At 71.2% G+C, this 18,960-nt stretch carries 14 protein-coding genes; 6 read left to right on the top strand and 8 right to left on the bottom strand.

Features of this window, described 5'->3' with window-relative positions; all coding sequences use genetic code 11:
• The first annotated feature begins 110 nt into the window (after positions 1-110).
• Together ABZ454_RS03945 and ABZ454_RS03950 are read left to right on the top strand one after the other, a co-directional pair.
• Positions 111-1,460, top strand: coding sequence for an esterase-like activity of phytase family protein (locus ABZ454_RS03945; protein ID WP_359535953.1), 1,350 nt, complete (start codon positions 111-113; stop codon positions 1,458-1,460).
• Positions 1,461-1,748: 288 nt separating this feature from the next.
• On the top strand, positions 1,749-2,339 hold the full coding sequence (locus tag ABZ454_RS03950) for a peptidoglycan recognition family protein (RefSeq protein WP_359535954.1): 591 nt from the start codon (positions 1,749-1,751) through the stop codon (positions 2,337-2,339).
• A 14-nt stretch (positions 2,340-2,353) separates the two neighbouring features.
• Here the strand turns inward: ABZ454_RS03950 and ABZ454_RS03955 are convergent, their stop codons facing one another.
• Positions 2,354-2,920, bottom strand: coding sequence for an XRE family transcriptional regulator (locus ABZ454_RS03955; protein ID WP_359535955.1), 567 nt, complete (start codon positions 2,918-2,920; stop codon positions 2,354-2,356).
• Between the two features lie 176 nt (positions 2,921-3,096).
• Between ABZ454_RS03955 and ABZ454_RS03960 the strand changes: the two genes are divergently transcribed.
• Both ABZ454_RS03960 and ABZ454_RS03965 read left to right on the top strand, forming a co-directional pair.
• Complete coding sequence (locus ABZ454_RS03960; protein WP_359535956.1) at positions 3,097-4,326, top strand: benzoate/H(+) symporter BenE family transporter; 1,230 nt, start codon at positions 3,097-3,099, stop codon at positions 4,324-4,326.
• A gap of 82 nt (positions 4,327-4,408) precedes the next feature.
• Entirely contained in the window at positions 4,409-6,193 is a 1,785-nt protein-coding gene (locus tag ABZ454_RS03965; RefSeq protein WP_359535957.1) for an ABC transporter ATP-binding protein, read from the top strand.
• Between the two features lie 37 nt (positions 6,194-6,230).
• Here ABZ454_RS03965 and manD read toward each other — a convergent pair whose 3' ends face one another.
• From manD to ABZ454_RS03985, 4 genes are all read right to left on the bottom strand, one after another.
• Positions 6,231-7,445 (bottom strand): D-mannonate dehydratase ManD, encoded by a 1,215-nt coding sequence (gene manD, locus ABZ454_RS03970; protein WP_359535958.1) that lies wholly within the window; start codon positions 7,443-7,445, stop codon positions 6,231-6,233.
• 182 nt (positions 7,446-7,627) lie between these two features.
• Complete coding sequence (locus ABZ454_RS03975; RefSeq protein WP_359535959.1) at positions 7,628-10,042, bottom strand: glycoside hydrolase family 9 protein; 2,415 nt, start codon at positions 10,040-10,042, stop codon at positions 7,628-7,630.
• Between the two features lie 213 nt (positions 10,043-10,255).
• Positions 10,256-12,079 carry a SpoIIE family protein phosphatase gene (locus ABZ454_RS03980; RefSeq protein WP_359535960.1) on the bottom strand — a complete coding sequence of 608 codons (1,824 nt, stop codon included), beginning with the start codon at positions 12,077-12,079 and terminating at the stop codon, positions 10,256-10,258.
• A gap of 241 nt (positions 12,080-12,320) precedes the next feature.
• The gene (locus ABZ454_RS03985) at positions 12,321-12,482 is read right to left on the bottom strand and encodes a hypothetical protein (RefSeq protein WP_356316403.1); all 162 of its coding nucleotides are present in this window, start codon (positions 12,480-12,482) and stop codon (positions 12,321-12,323) included.
• Between the two features lie 300 nt (positions 12,483-12,782).
• Here ABZ454_RS03985 and ABZ454_RS03990 point away from each other — a divergent pair, with 300 nt between their 5' ends.
• On the top strand, positions 12,783-14,684 hold the full coding sequence (locus ABZ454_RS03990) for an ABC transporter ATP-binding protein (RefSeq protein ID WP_359535961.1): 1,902 nt from the start codon (positions 12,783-12,785) through the stop codon (positions 14,682-14,684).
• A gap of 89 nt (positions 14,685-14,773) precedes the next feature.
• Here the strand turns inward: ABZ454_RS03990 and ABZ454_RS03995 are convergent, their stop codons facing one another.
• Together ABZ454_RS03995 and ABZ454_RS04000 are read right to left on the bottom strand one after the other, a co-directional pair.
• Entirely contained in the window at positions 14,774-15,643 is an 870-nt protein-coding gene (locus ABZ454_RS03995; RefSeq protein WP_359535962.1) for a PepSY domain-containing protein, read from the bottom strand.
• Positions 15,644-15,721: 78 nt separating this feature from the next.
• On the bottom strand, positions 15,722-17,119 hold the full coding sequence (locus tag ABZ454_RS04000; RefSeq protein WP_359535963.1) for an APC family permease: 1,398 nt from the start codon (positions 17,117-17,119) through the stop codon (positions 15,722-15,724).
• Positions 17,120-17,488: 369 nt separating this feature from the next.
• Between ABZ454_RS04000 and ABZ454_RS04005 the strand changes: the two genes are divergently transcribed.
• On the top strand, positions 17,489-17,806 hold the full coding sequence (locus ABZ454_RS04005; protein ID WP_356316395.1) for a hypothetical protein: 318 nt from the start codon (positions 17,489-17,491) through the stop codon (positions 17,804-17,806).
• Positions 17,807-17,880: 74 nt separating this feature from the next.
• Here the strand turns inward: ABZ454_RS04005 and ABZ454_RS04010 are convergent, their stop codons facing one another.
• On the bottom strand, positions 17,881-18,918 hold the full coding sequence (locus ABZ454_RS04010; protein WP_359535964.1) for an ABC transporter substrate-binding protein: 1,038 nt from the start codon (positions 18,916-18,918) through the stop codon (positions 17,881-17,883).
• Positions 18,919-18,960: the final 42 nt, after the last annotated feature.

Genomic DNA, 18,960 nt, shown 5'->3' on the forward strand with positions numbered 1-18,960 from the left:
CCCCTGCCCGCCGCCGCGTCGAGTCCCGGAGTTCAGCTCGGTGTCACCACGCGTTGAGGCGAGCGGCGGAACGTGACGGCCGTCAGATCGTCCGCTCCTCAGGAGGCCCCATGTCCGCGCGTGTCGTCCGTCGATCCCTTGCCGTCGGGCTGCCGCTCGCTCTGCTCGGCACGGTGGTGGTCGCGGGTACCGCAACCGGCGCTCAGGACCGGCACCCTCGTCCCGAGGGCACCGCGCGGGTCACCGCGAGCGCCCTGCTCGGGGACGTCCCGCTGGCCGGCTTCAGCAACGGGATGCTGCCCGGATCCGTCGAGGACGACCGCGGCGTGATGCTCGGGGGGATCGGCAGCGACATCTACCCGGCGGACCGCGAGGGCGAGTTCTGGACCGTCACGGACCGCGGACCGAACGGCCAGATCAAGGTCGACGGCACCAAGCGGCGTACCTTCCCCGTCCCCGGTTTCGACCCGGCGATCGTCAAGGTGCGGGTGAGCGGCAAGCGCGTGGAGGTGCTGCGGTCCATCCCGCTGACCACCCGTTCCGGTGCGCCCGTCAGCGGTCTGCCGAACCAGGCGGGACGGGACGAGGCCCCGTACTCCTACGACGCCAGGACGCCTCTCCCGTACGACCCGAACGGCCTGGACACGGAGGGCATCGTGCGCGCCGCGGACGGCTCGTTCTGGCTGGCCGACGAATACGGCCCGTCCCTGGTGCACGTCTCGGCACGCGGCCGGGTCCTGGCCCGCTACGTTCCGCAGGGCCTGCACCTCGAGGGCGCGGACTACCCCGTCGTGGAGGCACTGCCCGGCGTCCTGCTCCACCGGAAGACCAACCGCGGTTTCGAAGGCCTGGCACTGCTGCCGGGCGGCGATCTGGTGCTCGCCGTCCAGAGCCCCCTCTCGCTGCCCGACCAGGACGCGGGCGAGGCCTCGCGCAATGTGCGGCTGCTGCGCTTCTCCACGAAGAAGCGTGCGGTCACGGCGGAGTACGCGTACCGCTTCGACCCGGTGGGTGTCGTGGACCCGGGTGAGGACGACACGTCCGAGCTGAAGATCTCCTCGGTCGTCGCGGTCGGCGGCGACGACCTCCTGGTCGAGGAGCGCACCGACCGGGCGGCCCGTCTGCACCGGGTCACGCTCCCCCGCGGCGCCGGCATCCTGGGCTCCCGCTGGGACGTCGCGGCCGCCTCGCCCTCGTACGAGGAGCTGGTGGACCCCACGGCCGCGGGCGTCCCGGTCCTGCGCAAGAGTCTCGTCGTCGACCTGGGCACGGTGGCCGGCGTGCCCGGGAAGATCGAGGGCGTGGCGGTGACGGGCCGGGACACGCTCGCCCTCGTCAACGACAACGACTTCGGCATGACCGACGGTACGGGCGCCTTCGACGCGGACGGCCGGCTGGTCGACTCCGGGATCGAGACGTCCGTGACGTCGCTGAAGCTGCCGCGTCCGCTCACCCGCTGACCTCCCGCCGCCCTGCCGGGCCGCCGGATCCTCCCGTCCGGCGTCCCAACTCCCCGCCTCCTGAACCGATTTCGCGATCCTGCCGTCTTCCGTCACCCGCGCGGCACCCGTACGGTGGGGCGCGCACGTCGCTCGGCCGTACACCGGAGATCACCTTCCGGTATCCGGAGCGGGTGGCCCGGACGGGCGGGTTCCACGCGAACGAGGATCCACCGGCCGGCGCCCCGGGTCCGGGCAACTGAACCATCGCCCCCTCCTGTTACCCACCCCCACACCCCAGGAGAACGCATGGACCGCAGAAGGATCCTTCAGGGCGCCGCGGCGACGGCCGCGGCCGCGCTGATCCCCGCGTCCGTCCGCGCCACCGCGGCGACGGCCGGCGACACGGACTATCCGTCGGCCCACTGGGCACCTGCCTCGACCTCCAACTACACGGTCTCGACCAGGCCTTCGGCGTATCCGGTGCAGTACGTGATCATCCACGTCACCCAGGAGACGTTCTCGGACGCCGTGGCGATCTTCCAGAATCCGGCGAAACAGGTGTCGGCGCACTATGTGGTGCGCTCGGCGGACGGCTACATCGACCAGTGCGTGCGGGAGAAGAACATCGCCTGGCACGCGGGGAACTGGGACTACAACACGCGCAGCATCGGCATCGAGCACGAGGGCTACGTGGACCAGCCCGCCTACTTCACCGACGCCATGTACGAGAAGTCGGCCCTGCTGACCGCCTCGGTGTGCGACCGCTACGGCATCCCCAAGGACCGCGCGCACATCCTCGGACACGCGCAGGTACCGGGCACGGACCACACGGACCCGGGCCCCCTCTGGGACTGGGTCCGCTACATCCGTCTGGTCAACCTGCTGAGCGCGGCGTGACCCGCTGACGGGCCCTACGGGCTCCCCGGGGCCGCCGGCGACCCGGCCGGGCTGCGGACGAAGAGGACGCCCTCCACGTCGCCCTCGGGCGCGCCGTAGACATGGGGCGCGTCGGCCCGCCAGTGCGCACTGGCGCCGGGGCCGGCCGTCCTGGTGTCGTCCGGCGGGCCGACGACGGCGGTGCCCGTCAGCACCATCAGGCTCTCCCATGTGCCCGGGACGTGCGCCTGGGACTCCTGGACGGCTCCGGCGCGGATGCGGACGCGGAACACGTCGGTGACCGCGGCCTCGTCCTCGTGGCGTTCGAGCAGCACCGCGGTGACGGCACTCCCCGAGACGCCGGTGGGAGCCGGGCCCGGGCCGCCCGACGGCAGCGGGTCGCTCAATACGGCGCTGAGCGGCAGGCCGAGCGCGGTGGTGAGTGCGTACAACGTCTCCAGCGTGGGATTGCGCGTCCCGCTCTCCAGCTCCGAGAGCGTGCCCTTGCCCACGCGGGAACGCCGGGACAGCTCGGACAGTGAGAGGTCCCGCTCGGTCCGCAGCGCTCGCAGCCTGCGCCCCACGTCCTCGTTCAGACCCATCGGCCGTGCACCCGCTCCACCATTCTGGTTGACGGGCGTCGGCCCGCGTCTCTAGTGTTCCACATACAGAACGTTCCGTATATGGAACGAACGTCGGCACACGGGTCTTTCCGGCGTCCATCGGCGCGGCCGGACGGAGCACCCGGTCAGGCACAGCACAGGAAAGCGGCTCACTCATGACGGCGATCACCCGCATACGCTCGGCCGCTCCGCCCTCCGCCGTGGTCGCCGGGCTGATCGCCGTCATGGTCGGGGTGACCAGTTCGGCCGCGCTGGTCTTCACGGCCGCGCAGGCGGCGGGGGCGGACTCGCGCGAGATCTCCTCCTGGATGCTCGCGCTCGGCGTCGGCCTGGCCTGCACCTGTGTCGGGCTGTCCCTGCGTTACCGGGCCCCGGTGGTGACCGCGTGGTCGACGCCGGGGGCAGCGCTGCTCACCACCGGACTGAGCGGTGTGCCGATGGCTCAGGCGGTCGGCGCGTTCGTCTTCTCCGCGCTGCTCATCCTCGTGAGCGGGGTGACGGGCTGGTTCAGCCGCCTCATGGGCCGGATCCCGGTGCCGCTGGCGGCCGCGCTCCTCGCCGGGGTGCTGCTGCGGTTCGGCACGGGGCTGTTCAGCACGATGCACGGCGGGTTCGCCGTCGCGTTCCCCATGCTCGTCCTCTACCTGCTGGGCCGGCGCCTGCTGCCCCGGTACGCGGTACTGCTGGCACTCGCCGCGGGCGTCCTGGCCACCGTGTTCACCGGCGGCTGGCAGCTGGGCGAGGTCCGGCTCGCCCTGGCCACTCCCGTCTTCACCACGCCGGAGTTCGACTGGAAGGTCCTCGTCAGTGTCGGCGCTCCCCTGTTCGTCGTCACGATGGCCTCGCAGAACCTGCCCGGCGTCGCCGTGATCCGCGGGGCCGGCTACGAGGTGCCGGTGTCGCCCCTGATGACGTGGACCGGCGTGGCCAACGCCGTCCTGGCCCCGTTCGGTGCGTTCGGCCTCAATCTGGCCGCGATCACGGCCGCCATCTGTATGGGCGAGGAGGCGCATCCCGACCGGGACAGGCGCTTCCTCGCGGCGGTGTGGGCGGGCGTGTTCTACCTCTGTGTCGGCCTGCTCGGCGCGACCGTCGCCTCGCTCCTCACCGCGATGCCGCAGGAACTCGTCCTGGCGATCGCCGGGATCGGCCTGCTCGCCACCATCGAGGCCTCCCTGACGGCGGCTCTCGCCGACAAGGCGTCACGGGAAGCGGCCGTGGTGACCTTCCTCGCCACGGCCTCCGGCGTGACGCTGCTGGGGATCGGCTCCGCGTTCTGGGGTCTGCTGGCCGGCCTGGTCACCGGCGTCATCGCCTCGGCGGGCCGCCCGGGCCGCAAGGCCCCCGCGCCCGAGCCGCTGCCGGGCGAGGTCCGCGTGCCCTGAGGACCGTCGGGCCTCAGGCACTCCTGTCCCGTCCGTGGGACGGGGTTGCCCCGGACGGCAGGACCGGGGTGGGATGGTCCCCATGCAGAAAGCGGTTTCCCCCTTCGCCGAACCCTTGGCGTCCTTCGACCACCTCGACCACCGCTACCGCGGCGAGAACCCGGTCCGCACCCTCGGCCACCTCTTCCGCCCCGACCGCGGGCGGCTGGCACTCGCGGTCGTCATCTTCGTAGTGAAGCACAGCCCCATCTGGCTCCTTCCCCTGATCACCGCCACGGTCCTGGACGTGGTCGTCCAGCACGGCCCGGAATCCGGGCTGTGGAAGTCCACCGGCGTCCTGTTGTTCATCCTCGTCATCAACTACCCGCTCCATCAGTGGTACGTACGCTGCCTCGGTGGCAGCATCCGGCGCATGGGCACGACCCTGCGCTCCGCGCTGTGCCGCCGCATGCAGCAGCTGTCCATCGGCTATCACGCACGGGTCAGTTCGAGCGTCCTGCAGGCCAAGGTGGTCCGCGACGTGGAGTCGGTGGAGCAGATGATGCAGCAGAGCGCCGACATGGGGCTCGGTGCCGTCGTGACCCTGGTCGGCGGTCTCGTCGTCATCGGCGTGCGGGTGCCCGCCTTCCTGCCGGTCTTCCTGATCGTGGTGCCCGCGGCGGGTTTCCTCGTCATGAAGCTGCGCGCCCGGCTGCGCAGCCACAACGAGTCCTTCCGGCGCGAGGTCGAGCAGCTCTCCTCCCGCGTCGGCGAGATGACCACACTCATCCCCATCACGCGTGCCCACGGACTGGAGCGCACCGCGCTCGGCCGGGTCGACGGCTCGCTGCGACAGGTCTTCGCGGCCGGCCTGCGACTCGATGTGATCAACGGCCGCTTCGGATCCCTCGCCTGGGTCATCCTCAACACGCTCGGCGTGCTGTGCCTGACGGGATCCGCACTGGTGGCGTACCACGGCTGGATGCCCATCACCGCCGGTGACGTCGTGATGCTGAGCGCCTTCTTCACCGTGCTGACCGGCTCCGTGACCACGCTGCTGGGCCTGGCCCCCGTCCTCACCAAGGGCCTGGAATCGGTGCGTTCGGCCGGCGAGGTGCTCCAGGCGCCCGACCTCGAACACAACGCCGGCAAGGCGCAGGTCGAGCAGGTCAGCGGCCGGATCGACTTCGAGGACGTCGGCTTCGCCTACGAGGGCGCGGGCCCCGCGGTCGACGGGTTCACGCTCTCCGCGCGGCCGGGCGAGACCATCGCGCTGGTCGGCGCGTCGGGCGCGGGCAAGTCCACCGTCCTGAATCTCCTCATCGGCTTCATCCGGCCCACCTCGGGGCGCATCATGCTCGACGGCACCGACATGGCGGGCCTCGATCTGCGCAGCTACCGGCGGTTCCTCTCCGTGGTGCCGCAGGAATCGATCCTCTTCGAGGGCAGCATCCGCGAGAACGTGACGTACGGCATGGGCGACACGGACGAGGCCACACTGATACGCGCGCTGGCGGACGCCAACGCGCTGGAGTTCGTCAAGGACCTGCCGCTCGGCCTGGACACGGTCGTCGGCGAGCGGGGCGCACGCCTCTCGGGCGGCCAGAAGCAGCGGCTCGCCATCGCCCGGGCGCTGATCCGCGACCCCCGGGTGCTGGTGCTCGACGAGGCCACCTCCGCACTGGACAACCGCTCCGAGGCCCTCGTGCAGGAAGCCCTCTCGCGGCTCGTGCACGGCCGGACCGTCTTCGTCGTCGCCCACCGGCTCTCCACCATCCAGGGCGCCGACCGCATCGTGGTGATGGAGGGCGGCCGGATCGCGGAGGTGGGCACGCACGAGGAACTCATCAGCCGGGAAGGGGTGTACGCGAGTCTTCAGCCTGCCTGAGGGCTGTCCAGGGCCCCCCGCGGCGGCGCCCCGTGTCTCACCAGTCGTGGACGCTGCCGTCCCGGAGCCGGTTGACGGGGAGGTAGGCCCGCGCGTACGGATGCGCGGCCGCTCCCTCCTCGTCCAGTTCCACCCCGATGCCCGGCGCCTCGCCCGGGTGCAGGTAGCCGTCGGTGAAGGTGTACGCGTGCCGGAACACCTCCTCGGTCAGGGAGTTGTGGCCCGAGTACTCCTGGATGCCGAAGTTGTGGACGGCGAGATCGAGGTGGACGGCGGCGGCCATGCCGACCGGCGAGATGTCCTCCGGCCCGTGGATGGCACTCTTCACCTGGTACTGGGCGGCGAAGTCGAAGAGTTTGCGCAGCGGTGTGACCCCGCCGAAGTGGGTGACGGCGGAGCGCGCGTAGTCGATGAGCTGTTCGGTGATCAGCGTCTGGTAGTCGTACACGGTGTTGAAGACCTCGCCCACGGCCAGGGGCGTCGTGGTGTGGCGGCGGACCAGGCGCAGGGCCTCCTGGTTCTCGGCGGGGGTGCAGTCCTCCAGCCAGAACGGCCGGTAGGGCTCCAGGTCCTTGCCGAGCCGCGCGGCCTGGACCGGCGTGAGCCGGTGGTGGGCGTCGTGGAGCAGCGGCAGCTCGGCGCCGAACTCCGCACGCACCGCCTCGAAGACGGCTGGCGTGTGGCGCAGGTACGCGTCCGTGTCCCAGTCCTCCACCAGCGGGCGGGCCTGCTGGTGGGCGACCGGTGCGCCCGCGTCGTCCTGGCTGTACACCCCGTACACGGCCTTGAGCCCGGGGATGCCTGTCTGGATGCGGACGGCGGGGTACCCCTCGCTGAGCCTGGCCCGTACGGAGTCGAGGAGTTCGGGGATGTCGCGGCCGTTGGCGTGGCCGTAGGTGCCGACGCGTTCCCGGCTCGCTCCGCCCAGCAGCTGGTAGAGCGGCAGGCCGGCGGCCTTCGCCTTGATGTCCCACAGGGACACGTCCACGGCGGCGATCGCGGCCATGGTCACCGGCCCGCGCCGCCAGTACGCGCCGCGGTACAGGTACTGCCAGGTGTCCTCGATCCGGTGCGGGTCGAGGCCGGTGAGCAGGGGCGCCACGTGGTCGGTGAGGTAGCTGACGACTGCCAGCTCCCGGCCGTTCAGTGTGGCGTCACCGAGGCCGGTGAGGCCGTCGTCGGTCGTCAGCTTCAGGGTGACGAAGTTGCGTCCGGGGCTGGTGACGACGACCTTCGCGTCAACGATCTTCATGCGCTCTCTTTCGGGTGGGACGGGCGGACGCCAGGTGGTGCGCGTCGGCGTACCCAGGAAACCAGGCCCTTCCCCAGCGCGGCAGGAAGGGTCGCCGCTACCGCAGCGGGGCCGGGAACAGGGCCCGGCCGGCGGCCCGAAGGGCTGTCCCGGCCGCCGCCGGGACAGCCCCCTGGGACGGATCAGCGGCACTCCGTCCCGTTGAGGGTGAAGGGGGCCGGCGCACCGGCCGGCGCACCGGCGGCCTGGAATCCGAAGGAGACGGTGCCGCCGGGGGGAATCCCCGCGTTGTGGGCCGCGTTCTTCACCGTGACCCGGGAGCCGGTCTGGGCGGCGGTCGCGTTCCAGGCCTGGGTGAGCGTCTCGGCCCCGCCGAAGGCGAAGTCCAGCCGCCACCCGTCGACCAGGGCCGGCCCGGTGTTGCGGACCGTGACGTCGGCCGTGAATCCGCTGCCCCAGGACTGGCTGACCCGGTACGTGACCGCGCACGAGCCGGTCGGGGCGGGGGTCGTGGTCGGGTCAGGCGTCGGGCCGGGGGTCGTGGTCGGACCGGGCGTCGGGCCGGGGGTGGTGGTCGGATCGGGGTCGGGGGTGGGGTCCGGGTCCGTGCCGTCCGGCGCGCTCCCCCACTGGGGCGCCGCGCCCTCCAGCAGCACCATGTGCGGGGCGTCCACCGGCGTGGTGCCGGGGGTCGTGGCCGACGAGGGGTAGGACCAGTCGTCCGCCGGGTCCCAGGCCCCGGCCGAGGTGACCCTGAACTGCACCTCCTTGCGGTACGCGGACTGTCCGGCCGGTGCGATGTCCGTGCCCGAGCAGTCCACCGTCACGTAGTAGACGTCGCCCGCGTCATGCGTGGGGCCGGTCACCTCACCGCACTGGTTGTAGTTCGTGGTGACGCTGATCTGTCCGGGTGTGACGCCGGGTTCCAGGGTGAAGTAGTAGCGGACGGAGGCGTCGGTGAGGGCGCGCGCCGGCCACGCGGACCGGTTGACCACGTACGCCTTGATCTCGGTGAAGTTGCTGCCCGCCGCGTTGACCGACGCCTGGACGGACATCTCCGGACCGTCCGGCGTCTCCTGCCGCGGGAAGCCGGTGAGCGGGGCCCCGCCGTACTCCCCGTAGAGCCGGGCCAGCGCACCGGTGAAGGCCGCGTTGTAGTCGGTGGCGACCTCGTTGTTCACGTAGTTGGAACGGTCGTCGGTGTACGAGTCGTCCGCCGCGCCGGGCCCGCCGACCAGTGCCCCGTACAGCGTGTGCCGGCTCTCCACGGGGTTGTTCATCTGGTCGGTCCACGAACCGTGGGCGGTGCGGTGGTGCGGCTTGGCCGGCGGGTTGCTGCCGAAGCCGACCACGTAACTCGAGTGGCGCGGGTTGTCGCCGAGCGCGTAGTCGATCTGGCGGACGGCGAAGTCGTGGTAACGGGCCTTGCGGGTGCTGTCGCCGGTCAGCCAGTCGGAGTAACTCAACGCCACGAAGGCGGTGTTCGCCGCGTACCGCAGGGATCCCCAGCTGTCCAGCACGGCCTGGCCGCCCGGCGAGTAGGCCACGCGCTGTCCGTTGACGCCGACCGTCCACCAGTCGAGCCACCGGTTGGCGTCGTCGACGTACTTCTGCTTCCCCGTCAGCTGCGCGAGCAGCACGTACGACCCGTAGGAACTGTCGTCCCAGGAGAGCGTCCAGCGGTAGGACCGCGTGGTGCTCTGCGGTTCGGTCGAGAGGTCGTCGTAGTACGACTCGGCCTTGGTGAGGTACGAGGCGTCACCGGTGGCCTTGTAGAGCCAGATCGCCCCCCAGACCAGCTCGTCGTGGTACCCGCTCCAGGAGTTGTAGTACGCCTGCGCGTCGGTGATGCAGTCGCTGTACTTCCCGCGGTAGACGTCGGCGAAGGTGTACAGCTGCTTCGCGTGGGTGATCAGCTTCGCCGCGTACGCCGGGTCGCTGTCGGCGAACACCATCGACGAGGAGGCCAGGGCCGCGGCCGTCTGACCGGCCAGGTCGGTGCCGGGGCAGGAGGCGTCGATCTTGTAGGCGGGCCGCTTCATCGGCATCACCTCGGCCGGTCCCCACCACTTGTGGTCGTCCCCGCCGTTGCCCACCTGCCCGTACAGGACGTTGGGCGACGGGTGCGCCTTGAGGAAGTAGTCGTCGACGAAGCGGAGGTTGTCGCGCAGGTGGACAAGCTGGCCGGAGGCCGCGTAGGCGTCCTCCTCGACACCGCCCCAGGCGAGCATGGTGGCGGAGAAGGCCATCGGCAGGCCGAACTTGACGTGGTCACCGGCGTCGTACCAGCCACCGGTGAGATCCAGACCGACGTCCTTGCCGTCGTCGAGGGCGGAATCACCGCGCCAGCCGACCCGGTTGGTGCCGGGGAGCGTGCCCGACTGCTGCGCCTCGTAGAACAGCACCGACTTCTGCAGGGCCTCGCCGTAGTCGAAGGCGGGCGTGGCGGCCGCGTTGCCGGACAGCGGGAGCAGCAGGCCGGCGCCGAGGGCGAGTGCCAGGGCGATCGCGCCGGGGCGGCGGGGCCGATGAGCAGGGGGGCCGGCACCGGCCCCTCGGAGCCGTCTTCGCAGGGTGGCGAGAGTGAGCGAGCGCAACGGAACAGTCCCTTCCGTACGTCGGTGGGGGGCGCGGATCCGCGACCGGCGTGGGAGCGCTCCCATAGCGCTGCCCATGAAGCCAGCCGACGAGGGAGCCTGTCAACGGTTCTGACAGGAACACTTCAGCACGGGCACCCCTGGCACCCCGCCGAGGCGGCAGGGGACGCACGTCGGGGTTGTCGGCACGGCGGCAGGGCCGCGCGTGCGGGGTCAGGCCTCGGCGGTGTCGCCGGCGTCCGCGGGGGGTGCTTCGGTGAGCGCGAACCACGCCGTCTTGCCCTCGGGTTCGGGGCGCACACCCCACTGGTCGGCCAGGATGTCCAGCAGCATCAGTCCGCGGCCCGACGAGGCGAGTTCACCGGGTGTGCGCTGGTGGGGCAGTTCGTCGCCGCGGTCCATGACCTCGACGAGCAACCGGCGACGGCCGGTCTCGCCGGTGACGTAGGCGTTGAGCGCGCCGTCCTGGTCGGTGTGGACGAGTACGTTGCCGAGGAGTTCGGTCGCCAGGAGCACGGCGGTGTCCACCTGGTCCGGCCGCGCCCAGTCGTGCAGCAGCGCCTTGAGCTCGGCCCTGGCCTCGGCGAGACCCTGGCCCTGGTCCTGGCCCACGGTCAGCATCAGCCGGCGTCTGGCCACCTCTGCCCGCGCCGGTCCGGGGTCCCGGCGCAGGAGCAGGAGGGCGATGTCGTCGCCGTCCCGGACGATGTCGTCCTCCAGGGCCCCTGGTTCCAGGCTGAGCACGGCCGACATGAGCCGGTCGGCCATTGCCTCGAGGTCGTCGACGGGGCCGGGCGAGAACGCGTCGCGCACCCGGACCCAGCCGCTGTACATGTCGCGGCCGCCGTTCTCGATCAGCCCGTCCGTGCACAGCATCAGGACCTCGTCGTCGTGCAGGCGCACGATGTCGACGGGGTAGTCCTCCTCGCCCGGCATCAGGCCCAGCGGCAGGCCGCCGCTGATGTGCTTGATCAGGCAGGTGCCGTCCGGCGTGCGCAGGACCGGGTGCGGATGACCCGCCCGTGCGATGTGCAGGTCGCCGGTGGACGGGTCGGCCTCGATGTAGAGGCAGGTGGCGAACCTGTCCTCGTCGAGGGTGGTGAGGAAACGGGAGGCCCGGGCCAGTACGGCGTCCGGGCCGTGCCCCTCCGCGGCGTAGGCGTGTACGGCGGTGCGCAGCTGGGCCATCAGCCCCGCGGCGTGCACATCGTGTCCCTGCACGTCGCCGATGACCAGGGCCAGCCGGCCGTTGGGCAGGTCGATGCTGTCGTACCAGTCGCCGCCGACCATGAGACCTCCCCCGGTCGGGACGTAGCGCGTCGCCACGCTCAGTCCGGTCAGGGCAGGGCCGTCCGTGCGCATGCTGAGCCGCAGGCCGCGGGAGAGCTCCAGCTCGGCTCTGCTGACCCTGGCGCGTTCCAGCACCTGGGCGATCATCCGTCCGGTCGTGGTCAGCAGGGAGCGCTCGGGGGCGGTGAACTCCATGGGTTCGCGGAAGGCGGCCAGCCACACTCCGGTGATCCGTCCGGCGGTCACCAGGGGGAGGAAGGCCCACGCCTCGCGGTTCTTGCCGGCGGACATGTGCCAGGTCGCCGGGAAGCGGCGGCGGTACTCCTGCGGGGAGGCGAGGTAGACGGCCCGCCCGGTTCTGGCCACCTCGGCGGCCGGGTAGCCGGCCGTCATCGGCATGCGGAAGCCCCGGTCGGCTCCCCCGGGCCGGAATCCGTACTGCCCGAGGACGTTCAGCATTCCCTCGCCGCTGCCGAACACGCACTGGCCGTCCAGCGGGAAGTCGGGGGCGTACAGCGCGCCCACCAGCTTCAGCGCCTCGTCGAGCGAGTCCGCCGCGGCGACGGCGTGCCCCGCGGCGAGCAGCAGGGAGTCACGGCGTCGTGCGGCCTCCTGCGCCGTCCCGTCGCCCGGGGCCTGCCGGTCCGGTGGGCCGGGGCGGGGCGCCGCCATGCGGTTCAGGGCGTCGATCTGGTCCAGCTCGGCCTCGAACCCGTCCGGTGGCGGCTCATGCCGTTCACCACCCATCGGCTTCCCTTCGTCCCGATGTCGTCGCGCGACTGTTCGTTCCATGCTCCGACGGGAGAGCCGGGTCCGCAGTACGAGACGTCGTGACGGCGGGGCACAGGGTGCGGAGCCGCGCGCCTGACGCGGGAGGCCGGGGGCCGACGCGGAGGGCGTGCGGCCGGCGGGGCGCCTGGGAGGCACCGGGGGCGGGTCCGGAGCCGCGGGACCACGGCCTCGTCCCCGGGGCGGCGCCGCAGCGGCGCTACCGGTAAGCCGCCGCCCTGCGCACGTCGCTGAAGTCGATGGCCCGGTCGGCCTCGCGCAGCGTCTCCTCAGCCACCCGGCGTACCTCGGCCGGCACATCCCCGTGTTCTTCCACGAGTCCGGCGTAGATCGGTGCCTCGGTACTGTCGGTGAAACTCACGTCGCACTGCCTCAATCGGTTGGGTATGCCATCGTCCGGCCGGAAACAGGGGCCGATTCTACGTGGTCCGTCCATGGCGCCGCAGAGGGCTCCAAGGAATGGGCGTCCGCCCGGCCGACCTGCGCGTTTGTCGCGGAATGCGCTCTTCGACCGCCGATCGGGGCGCCCTTCGGGGGAAAACGGTTGACCTCAAGTCCGCTTGAGCTCATAGCGTTCTCCCTGCGCCCCGGTCCGTGTCCGGTCAGTCCGTGTCCGGTCACCGGGAGCCACACAGGCTTTCTCGTGTCCCGGAGGCACCGCATGAGTATGGAAGTAACCGCTTGGTCATCGCTGCACAGCGCGATGAACGCCCAACAGGACCGCAGACCGTTCTCGCGGGCCACCGTGCGCCGGATCGCCTCCTTCGCACGGCCGCGCCGCCGGGAGCTCTACCGTTACCTGCTGCTGAGCGTCGTGATGGCTCTGCTGGCGGTGGCCACCCCGGTGCTGGCCGGCCGGGTGGTCAACGCGATCGTCCAGGGCAAGGAGGGCGGCACCGTCACCCGGCTCGCGCTGCTGATCGCCGTGATCGCCGTGGCCGAGGCGGGCCTCGGTCTGCTGACGCGTCTGCTGTCGGCCACGCTCGGCGAGGGCCTGATCCTGGACCTGCGCACGGCCGTCTTCGACCATGTCCAGCGGATGCCGGTCGCCTTCTTCACCCGGACCCGCACCGGCGCCCTGGTGAGCCGGCTCAACAACGACGTGATCGGGGCGCAGCGGGCGTTCAGCAACACCCTGTCCGGGGTGGTGTCCAATCTGGTGACCCTGCTGCTGACCCTCACGGTGATGCTGACCATCTCGTGGCAGATCACCTTGCTCGCGCTCGTCCTGCTGCCGGTCTTCGTCGTCCCCGCTCGCCGGATGGGCTCCCGCATGGCGCGGCTGCAGCGTGAGGCGGCCGCGCACAACGCCGCCATGGGCACGCAGATGACGGAGCGCTTCTCCGCCCCCGGGGCGACACTCGTCAAGCTCTTCGGCCGGCCCGACGACGAGTCCGCCGAGTTCGCCGCCCGAGCGAGCCGGGTCCGCGACATCGGCGTCCGTACGGCCATGGCGCAGTCCACGTTCATCACGGCACTCACCCTGGTCTCCGCGCTGGCCCTGGCGCTCGTCTACGGACTCGGCGGCTACTACGCGCTGCGCGGCAGCCTGGAGGCGGGCGCCGTCGTGTCCCTGGCCCTGCTGCTGACCCGCCTCTACGCCCCGCTGACGGCACTGGCCGGTGCCCGGGTCGAGGTCATGAGCGCGCTGGTGAGCTTCGAGCGGGTCTTCGAGATCCTCGATCTGAAGCCCCTGATCGACGAGAAGCCGGATGCGCGCAGGGTGCCGGAGGGGCCGGTGTCCGTGGAGTTCGACGGGGTGTCGTTCGGGTATCCGTCGGCTGACAAGGTCTCGCTCGCCTCGCTCGAAGAGGTCGCGACGCTCGACTCCCGCGGTGGCACGGAGGTCCTGCACGAGGTCTCCTTCCGGGCCGAGCCCGGCCGGATGGTCGCCCTGGTCGGCTCGTCCGGCGCCGGCAAGTCGACGATCGCGCAGTTGCTGCCCCGGCTCTACGACGCCGATTCCGGCGCCGTACGGCTCGGGGGCGTCGACGTGCGCGATCTGACCGCCGAGTCGATCCGCGAGACGCTCGGGATGGTCACGCAGGACGGGCACCTCTTCCACGAGTCGGTCCGCGCCAACCTCACCCTGGCCAGGCCCGGGGCGACCGAGGAGGAGATCTGGGACGCGCTGCGGCGCTCCCGGCTCGACGGGCTGGTCGCCTCGCTGCCCGACGGGCTCGACACGGTGGTGGGCGAACGGGGATACCGGCTCTCGGGCGGTGAGCGCCAACGGCTGACGATCGCCCGGCTGCTGCTGGCCCGCCAGCGCGTGGTCATCCTCGACGAGGCGACCGCGCACCTCGACTCGACGTCGGAGGCCGCGGTGCAGGAGGCCCTGGCCGAGGCGCTGGAGGGTCGCACCGCCGTGGTGATCGCGCACCGGCTGTCGACCGTGCGCGCGGCCGACCTGATCCTCGTCGTCGAGGAGGGCCGGGTGGTCGAGCGCGGGACCCACACCGAGTTGCTGGCCGCGGGCGGACGGTACGAGGAGCTGTACCGGACGCAGTTCGAGTCCCCGGAGGGCGAGCAGCCGCAGGGGGCCCACGCGGAGACCGTCTGACCCGGGGCCGGTCCGTGCCCCGCGCGAAGAGATGCCCCCGGTCCGTGCGAACCGGGGGCGTGCGTGCGGTGGCGCGGGCCGTGCCGGCCTCAGTCGGTCTGGGTCTCCTCGGAGGTGACGGCGCCGGTGGCCGCGTCGACGTCCACCGTGGTCTTGTTCCAGTTCTTGTCGACGACGTCCACGGACCAGACGAGGACGTTCTTGTCGTTGTCGTCCAGGTCCAGGGACGTGACCGTGCCCTTCTTCTTGGCCGTGGCCGCCTTCGCCGCCTGCTGCGGGGTCTGCTTGGCCTGGGTGACCTGGTCGGCCGTGCGGCTCTTCTCCCCGGCGTCCTGGTCGGTGACCTCGGTGGACTTGATCACCTTGCCGGAGACGGCGTCGATGCGCACGGTGTGCTCGGTCCCGTCCTTCGCCGCGACGGTCGCGACCCATTCCGGGCCGGTGGCGGCCGGCGAGGCGCTCCCGGTGGGAGAGGCGGCGGTGGCCGTCGGGGAGGGGCTCGCGGTCCCGGTGGGCGAGGCGGTCCCGGTGGGCGACGCGGTCCCGGTGGGCGAGGCGGTCGCGGTGGGCGACGCGCTCTCCCGGTCGGTGTCGTCGTCCGACGCCCCCGGGCCCCGCAGGTCGAGCTCGATCACCTTGCCGCCGCTGACGGCGCCCTCGGCCGTCGTGACCGCCTTGTCGAAGGTGATCTTGGTGGAGTCGAGGAGTGTCTTGCGGTCCTTCTGGTCCTTGGTCAGCGCGGCGGTCGCCGAAGCGCTCGGACTGTTCGTGGGCGTGGTGGTCCGCTCCGGGACGGCACGCGCGGCTTCCGAGGTGGCCGTGTCCGTCGAGGTGTCGCCGCTGTCCTGGCCGCAGCCCGTGAGCAGGGCCGCGGCCAGGAGGACGCCGGCGGCGCCGACGGCGCGCAGACGCTGGGTACGGAGGAATCCGGTGGTCTTCGGTGGGGAGTCACATGTCATGCCCGCATGCCTAACCGCACGGCCGGTCCGGCATGACGTACCCGTGCCCGGAGTCACCCGATCACCGGAGAACCCGGCTCAGGCCTGCGCGTCCTCGGGGATGCTCACCAGCCACCGGGTCTCGCGGCGGGGCCTCAGGTACAGAGCCCAGTAGAGCGTGGCGACCGCGGTGATCCCGCCGGTCCAGAGCAGGTACTCGGTCTCCTGCTGGGTCAGGATGTAGGCGAGGACCAGGATCAGCAGCACCGGGATCACGGGCCAGAGCGGCATGCGCCAGGCGGGCGCGTCGCGGTGGGAGCCTCGTCGGCAGAGCAGCGCCGCGACGGCCACGAGCAGGTACATGGCGGTGACGGAGACGCCGGTGACGCCGTACAGCGTGTCGAGGTTGACGAAGCAGAGCGCCGCTCCCGGGACGCCGACGACGAGTGTGGCCACCCACGGCGAGCCGAACCGGCCGAGCCGCGACAGGGCGGCGTTGACCGGCGCGGGCCACGCCTTGTCGCGGGCGGAGGCGAAGAGCACCCGGGAGTTCTGGATGACCATGACGATGCCGGCGTTGATGATGGCGAGCGCGACGCAGAGGCTGACGAACGTGCCGACGGCCGAGTTGGACCACGCCTCGACCATGCCGCTGAGGTCGCCGGAGGTCAGCGCCGCCAGGTCGGGCGCGCCCAGGGTGATGGCGACGACGGGAACGAGGATGACGGCCGTCGATATCGCGAGCGTGGCGAGGACCGTGCGGGCCACGTTGCGCCGGGGGTCCTCGAGCTCCTCCGAGAGGTAGACGGCCGTGGAGAAGCCCTGGGTGATGAAGAGGGCGATGGCGAGCCCGGAGACGACCATCATGGCGGTGACGGTCGAGTTGCTGCCGCCCGGCGCGGCGACGGTGCCGTGCACGAGCGCGGAGGCGCCCCGCTCGGAGTGGGCGAACCCGAGGACGGCCACGACGCCGGCGGCGATCACTTCCAGCACCAGGAAGATGCCGGTGATCCACGCGTTCGCGCGCAGGTCGAGGAGGCCCGCGAGGGTCGCCAGCACCATGACGCCGGCCCCGGCGAGGGAGGCGGGGATGTGCACGAGGGGCGCGAGGTAGTCGGCGGTCCCCATGGCGATGACCGGGGGCACGATCATGACGACGAGCAGGGAGAGCACGAAGACCAGCCAGCCCGCGAGCCGGCCCGCCATCGTCGACACCATGGCGTACTCGCCGCCGGCGCTGGGGATCAGGGTGCCCAGCTCCGAGTAGCAGAAGGCCACCGCGATACAGAGCAGCGAGCCGATGGCGATGGTGAGCGCGGTGTACGTACCGAGGCTGGAGAACAGGTCCGGCACCACCACGAAGAGGGTGGAGGCGGGAGTCACGCAGGAGAGCGTGAGCAGGGTCCCCCCGACGACGCCGATGGAACGCTTGAGCTTCTGCGGGGTGGGTCCGGTCGCGGGGGCGAGTGCCTGTGGAGCGCTGAGCGTGTCGGTCATCGAGTCGGGTTCCGATCAACAGGTGCGGTGTCTGAGCGCGGGAGCGGTATCGCCTCCGGACGAGGTGTGAGGAATGGTTCCGGTGCTCCCAGCGCGTCATGCAATACCGACGCCTTCCGCTGGTCAATAGCTGTTTTCCTTCGGAATTCGTCGCCCGGAGATCACTGATCAACGGTTTGCCGTCAAGATCGGGTCAGGGCAACGGGATCGGCCGCTGCGGGAACCGCAGTGCGGGCGCTCGAAAATTTTCGTTCAAATCCACCCGCGGTTCGCCGTCGGGCCCCACCGTCCCGCCCCTCGGGACCGCGCGGTCCCGGGGCGTGCCGTCCGTGGGTCGCGATACGCCGGCTTTGGTGCGAGCCTTGTTGCATGACCTGGGCGTCCTGGACGACACGCGGAGTTTACTCGGGGCACGGCGGCGTGCTCACCGAGGAGGTCGGGCCGCTGTCCGGCGACCTGACCGTCCACACCACTTGGGCCGAGGGCACGGCGCAGATCACCGTGCAGTACACCGACGCGGCCGACTGGTTCACGATGGCGGGAAGTCCCGTCCCCTGTCCGACGGAGAAGGCCAGCCGTACGCTGCACGAAGCCGTGGTGGAAGCGGTCCGGCGGGGCAAGGCGGCGACGGTTCCGGCCGCACTGCCCGGGCCGGAGCACGCGGCCGGGGAAGTCGCCACCGAGTAGACCCGTGTCCACGCGCATGCCTCGGTGCGCGTACGCGATGGCGTGCGCGCACCGAGGCGTGAGGGCGGCCCGGGTCAGCCGGCCTTCTTCACGAACTCCGTCGTGTAGGTCTTGGAGAGGTCCACGTCGGCGTTCTTCAGGTTGGGGTTGAAGGCCTTGAGGACCCGCTCGACGGTGGCGGGCCCGTCCGGGGGCATCACGCCGTCCGTGGTGAACATGGGCAGGGTGCTCTTGATGGACTGTGCGTAGAGAGCGGCGCCGCCCCCCTGTGCGTAGTCGGCGGGCATCTTCGCGGCGATCTCGTCCGCGCTGTGGGTGGACATCCATTTCAGGGTCTTCACGAAGGCGTTGGCCAACTTCTGCACGGTCTTCTTGTGGCTGTCGACCCACTCGGTCTGCATGTAGAGGCTCGACGAGGGGTAGAGCCCGCCGAGCGCCTCCTTGGAGCCCTCCGGGGTCCGCATGTCGATGAGGATGCTGCCGAGCTTCTTGTCCAGGATGGTGGCCACGGTCGGATCGGTGGTCATCCCTCCCTGGATGGAACCCTGCTGGAGCGCGGAGATGAAGGTCTGCCCGGCTCCGACCGCCACGGGAGTGAACTCGCTGGTCTTCACGCCGTTGTGCACGGCGAGGTACTTCGTCAGGAAGTCGGTGGACGAGCCGAGACCGGTCACGCCGAGCTTCCTGCCCTTGAAGTCCTCGGCCGACGTGATGTCGCCCGCTGCCTGGCTGGAGACGATCTCGACCTCGCCGGGCGCCTGGGAGAACTGGACCACGGACTCGACCTGCTTGCCCTTCACCTGGAGGTCGAGGGTGTGGTCGTAGAAGCCCACGGTGCCCTGGACGTCTCCGGAGACCAGGGCGGTCTCGGCCTGGACGCCGGCGGGCTCGGTCAGCAGCTGGACCGACACCTCCTCGTCCTTGAAGTAGCCCAGACGCTCGGTGAGCATCGCGGGCAGGTAGATGACCTTGTCCAAGCCGCCCACCATGATCTTGACCTTGTCGTTCTTGTCACCGGACGCGGAGGTGGAATCGCCTCCGCAACCGGTCAGGCTCGCTGCGGCGAGCACTCCGGCGACGGCGAGTGCCGGGATCCGGGGGGACATACGCATCTGGTTCACGTCCTTGTGAAGTGGTTTCGCTGAGGGGAGGAG

It is taken from the genome of Streptomyces sp. NPDC005803 (assembly GCF_040630435.1).
Lineage (GTDB): Bacteria > Actinomycetota > Actinomycetes > Streptomycetales > Streptomycetaceae > Streptomyces.

Excerpts from the sequence above, each read along its gene's own strand:
- ABZ454_RS03945 (WP_359535953.1), top strand. The coding sequence starts at position 111 with ATGTCCGCGCGTGTCGTCCGTCGATCCCTTGCCGTCGGGCTGCCGCTC.
- ABZ454_RS03950 (WP_359535954.1), top strand. The coding sequence starts at position 1,749 with ATGGACCGCAGAAGGATCCTTCAGGGCGCCGCGGCGACGGCCGCGGCC.
- ABZ454_RS03955 (WP_359535955.1), bottom strand. The coding sequence starts at position 2,920 with ATGGGTCTGAACGAGGACGTGGGGCGCAGGCTGCGAGCGCTGCGGACC.
- ABZ454_RS03960 (WP_359535956.1), top strand. The coding sequence starts at position 3,097 with ATGACGGCGATCACCCGCATACGCTCGGCCGCTCCGCCCTCCGCCGTG.
- ABZ454_RS03965 (WP_359535957.1), top strand. The coding sequence starts at position 4,409 with ATGCAGAAAGCGGTTTCCCCCTTCGCCGAACCCTTGGCGTCCTTCGAC.
- manD (WP_359535958.1), bottom strand. The coding sequence starts at position 7,445 with ATGAAGATCGTTGACGCGAAGGTCGTCGTCACCAGCCCCGGACGCAAC.
- ABZ454_RS03980 (WP_359535960.1), bottom strand. The coding sequence starts at position 12,079 with ATGGGTGGTGAACGGCATGAGCCGCCACCGGACGGGTTCGAGGCCGAG.
- ABZ454_RS03990 (WP_359535961.1), top strand. The coding sequence starts at position 12,783 with ATGAGTATGGAAGTAACCGCTTGGTCATCGCTGCACAGCGCGATGAAC.
- ABZ454_RS03995 (WP_359535962.1), bottom strand. The coding sequence starts at position 15,643 with ATGACATGTGACTCCCCACCGAAGACCACCGGATTCCTCCGTACCCAG.
- ABZ454_RS04000 (WP_359535963.1), bottom strand. The coding sequence starts at position 17,119 with ATGACCGACACGCTCAGCGCTCCACAGGCACTCGCCCCCGCGACCGGA.
- ABZ454_RS04005 (WP_356316395.1), top strand. The coding sequence starts at position 17,489 with ATGACCTGGGCGTCCTGGACGACACGCGGAGTTTACTCGGGGCACGGC.
- ABZ454_RS04010 (WP_359535964.1), bottom strand. The coding sequence starts at position 18,918 with ATGCGTATGTCCCCCCGGATCCCGGCACTCGCCGTCGCCGGAGTGCTC.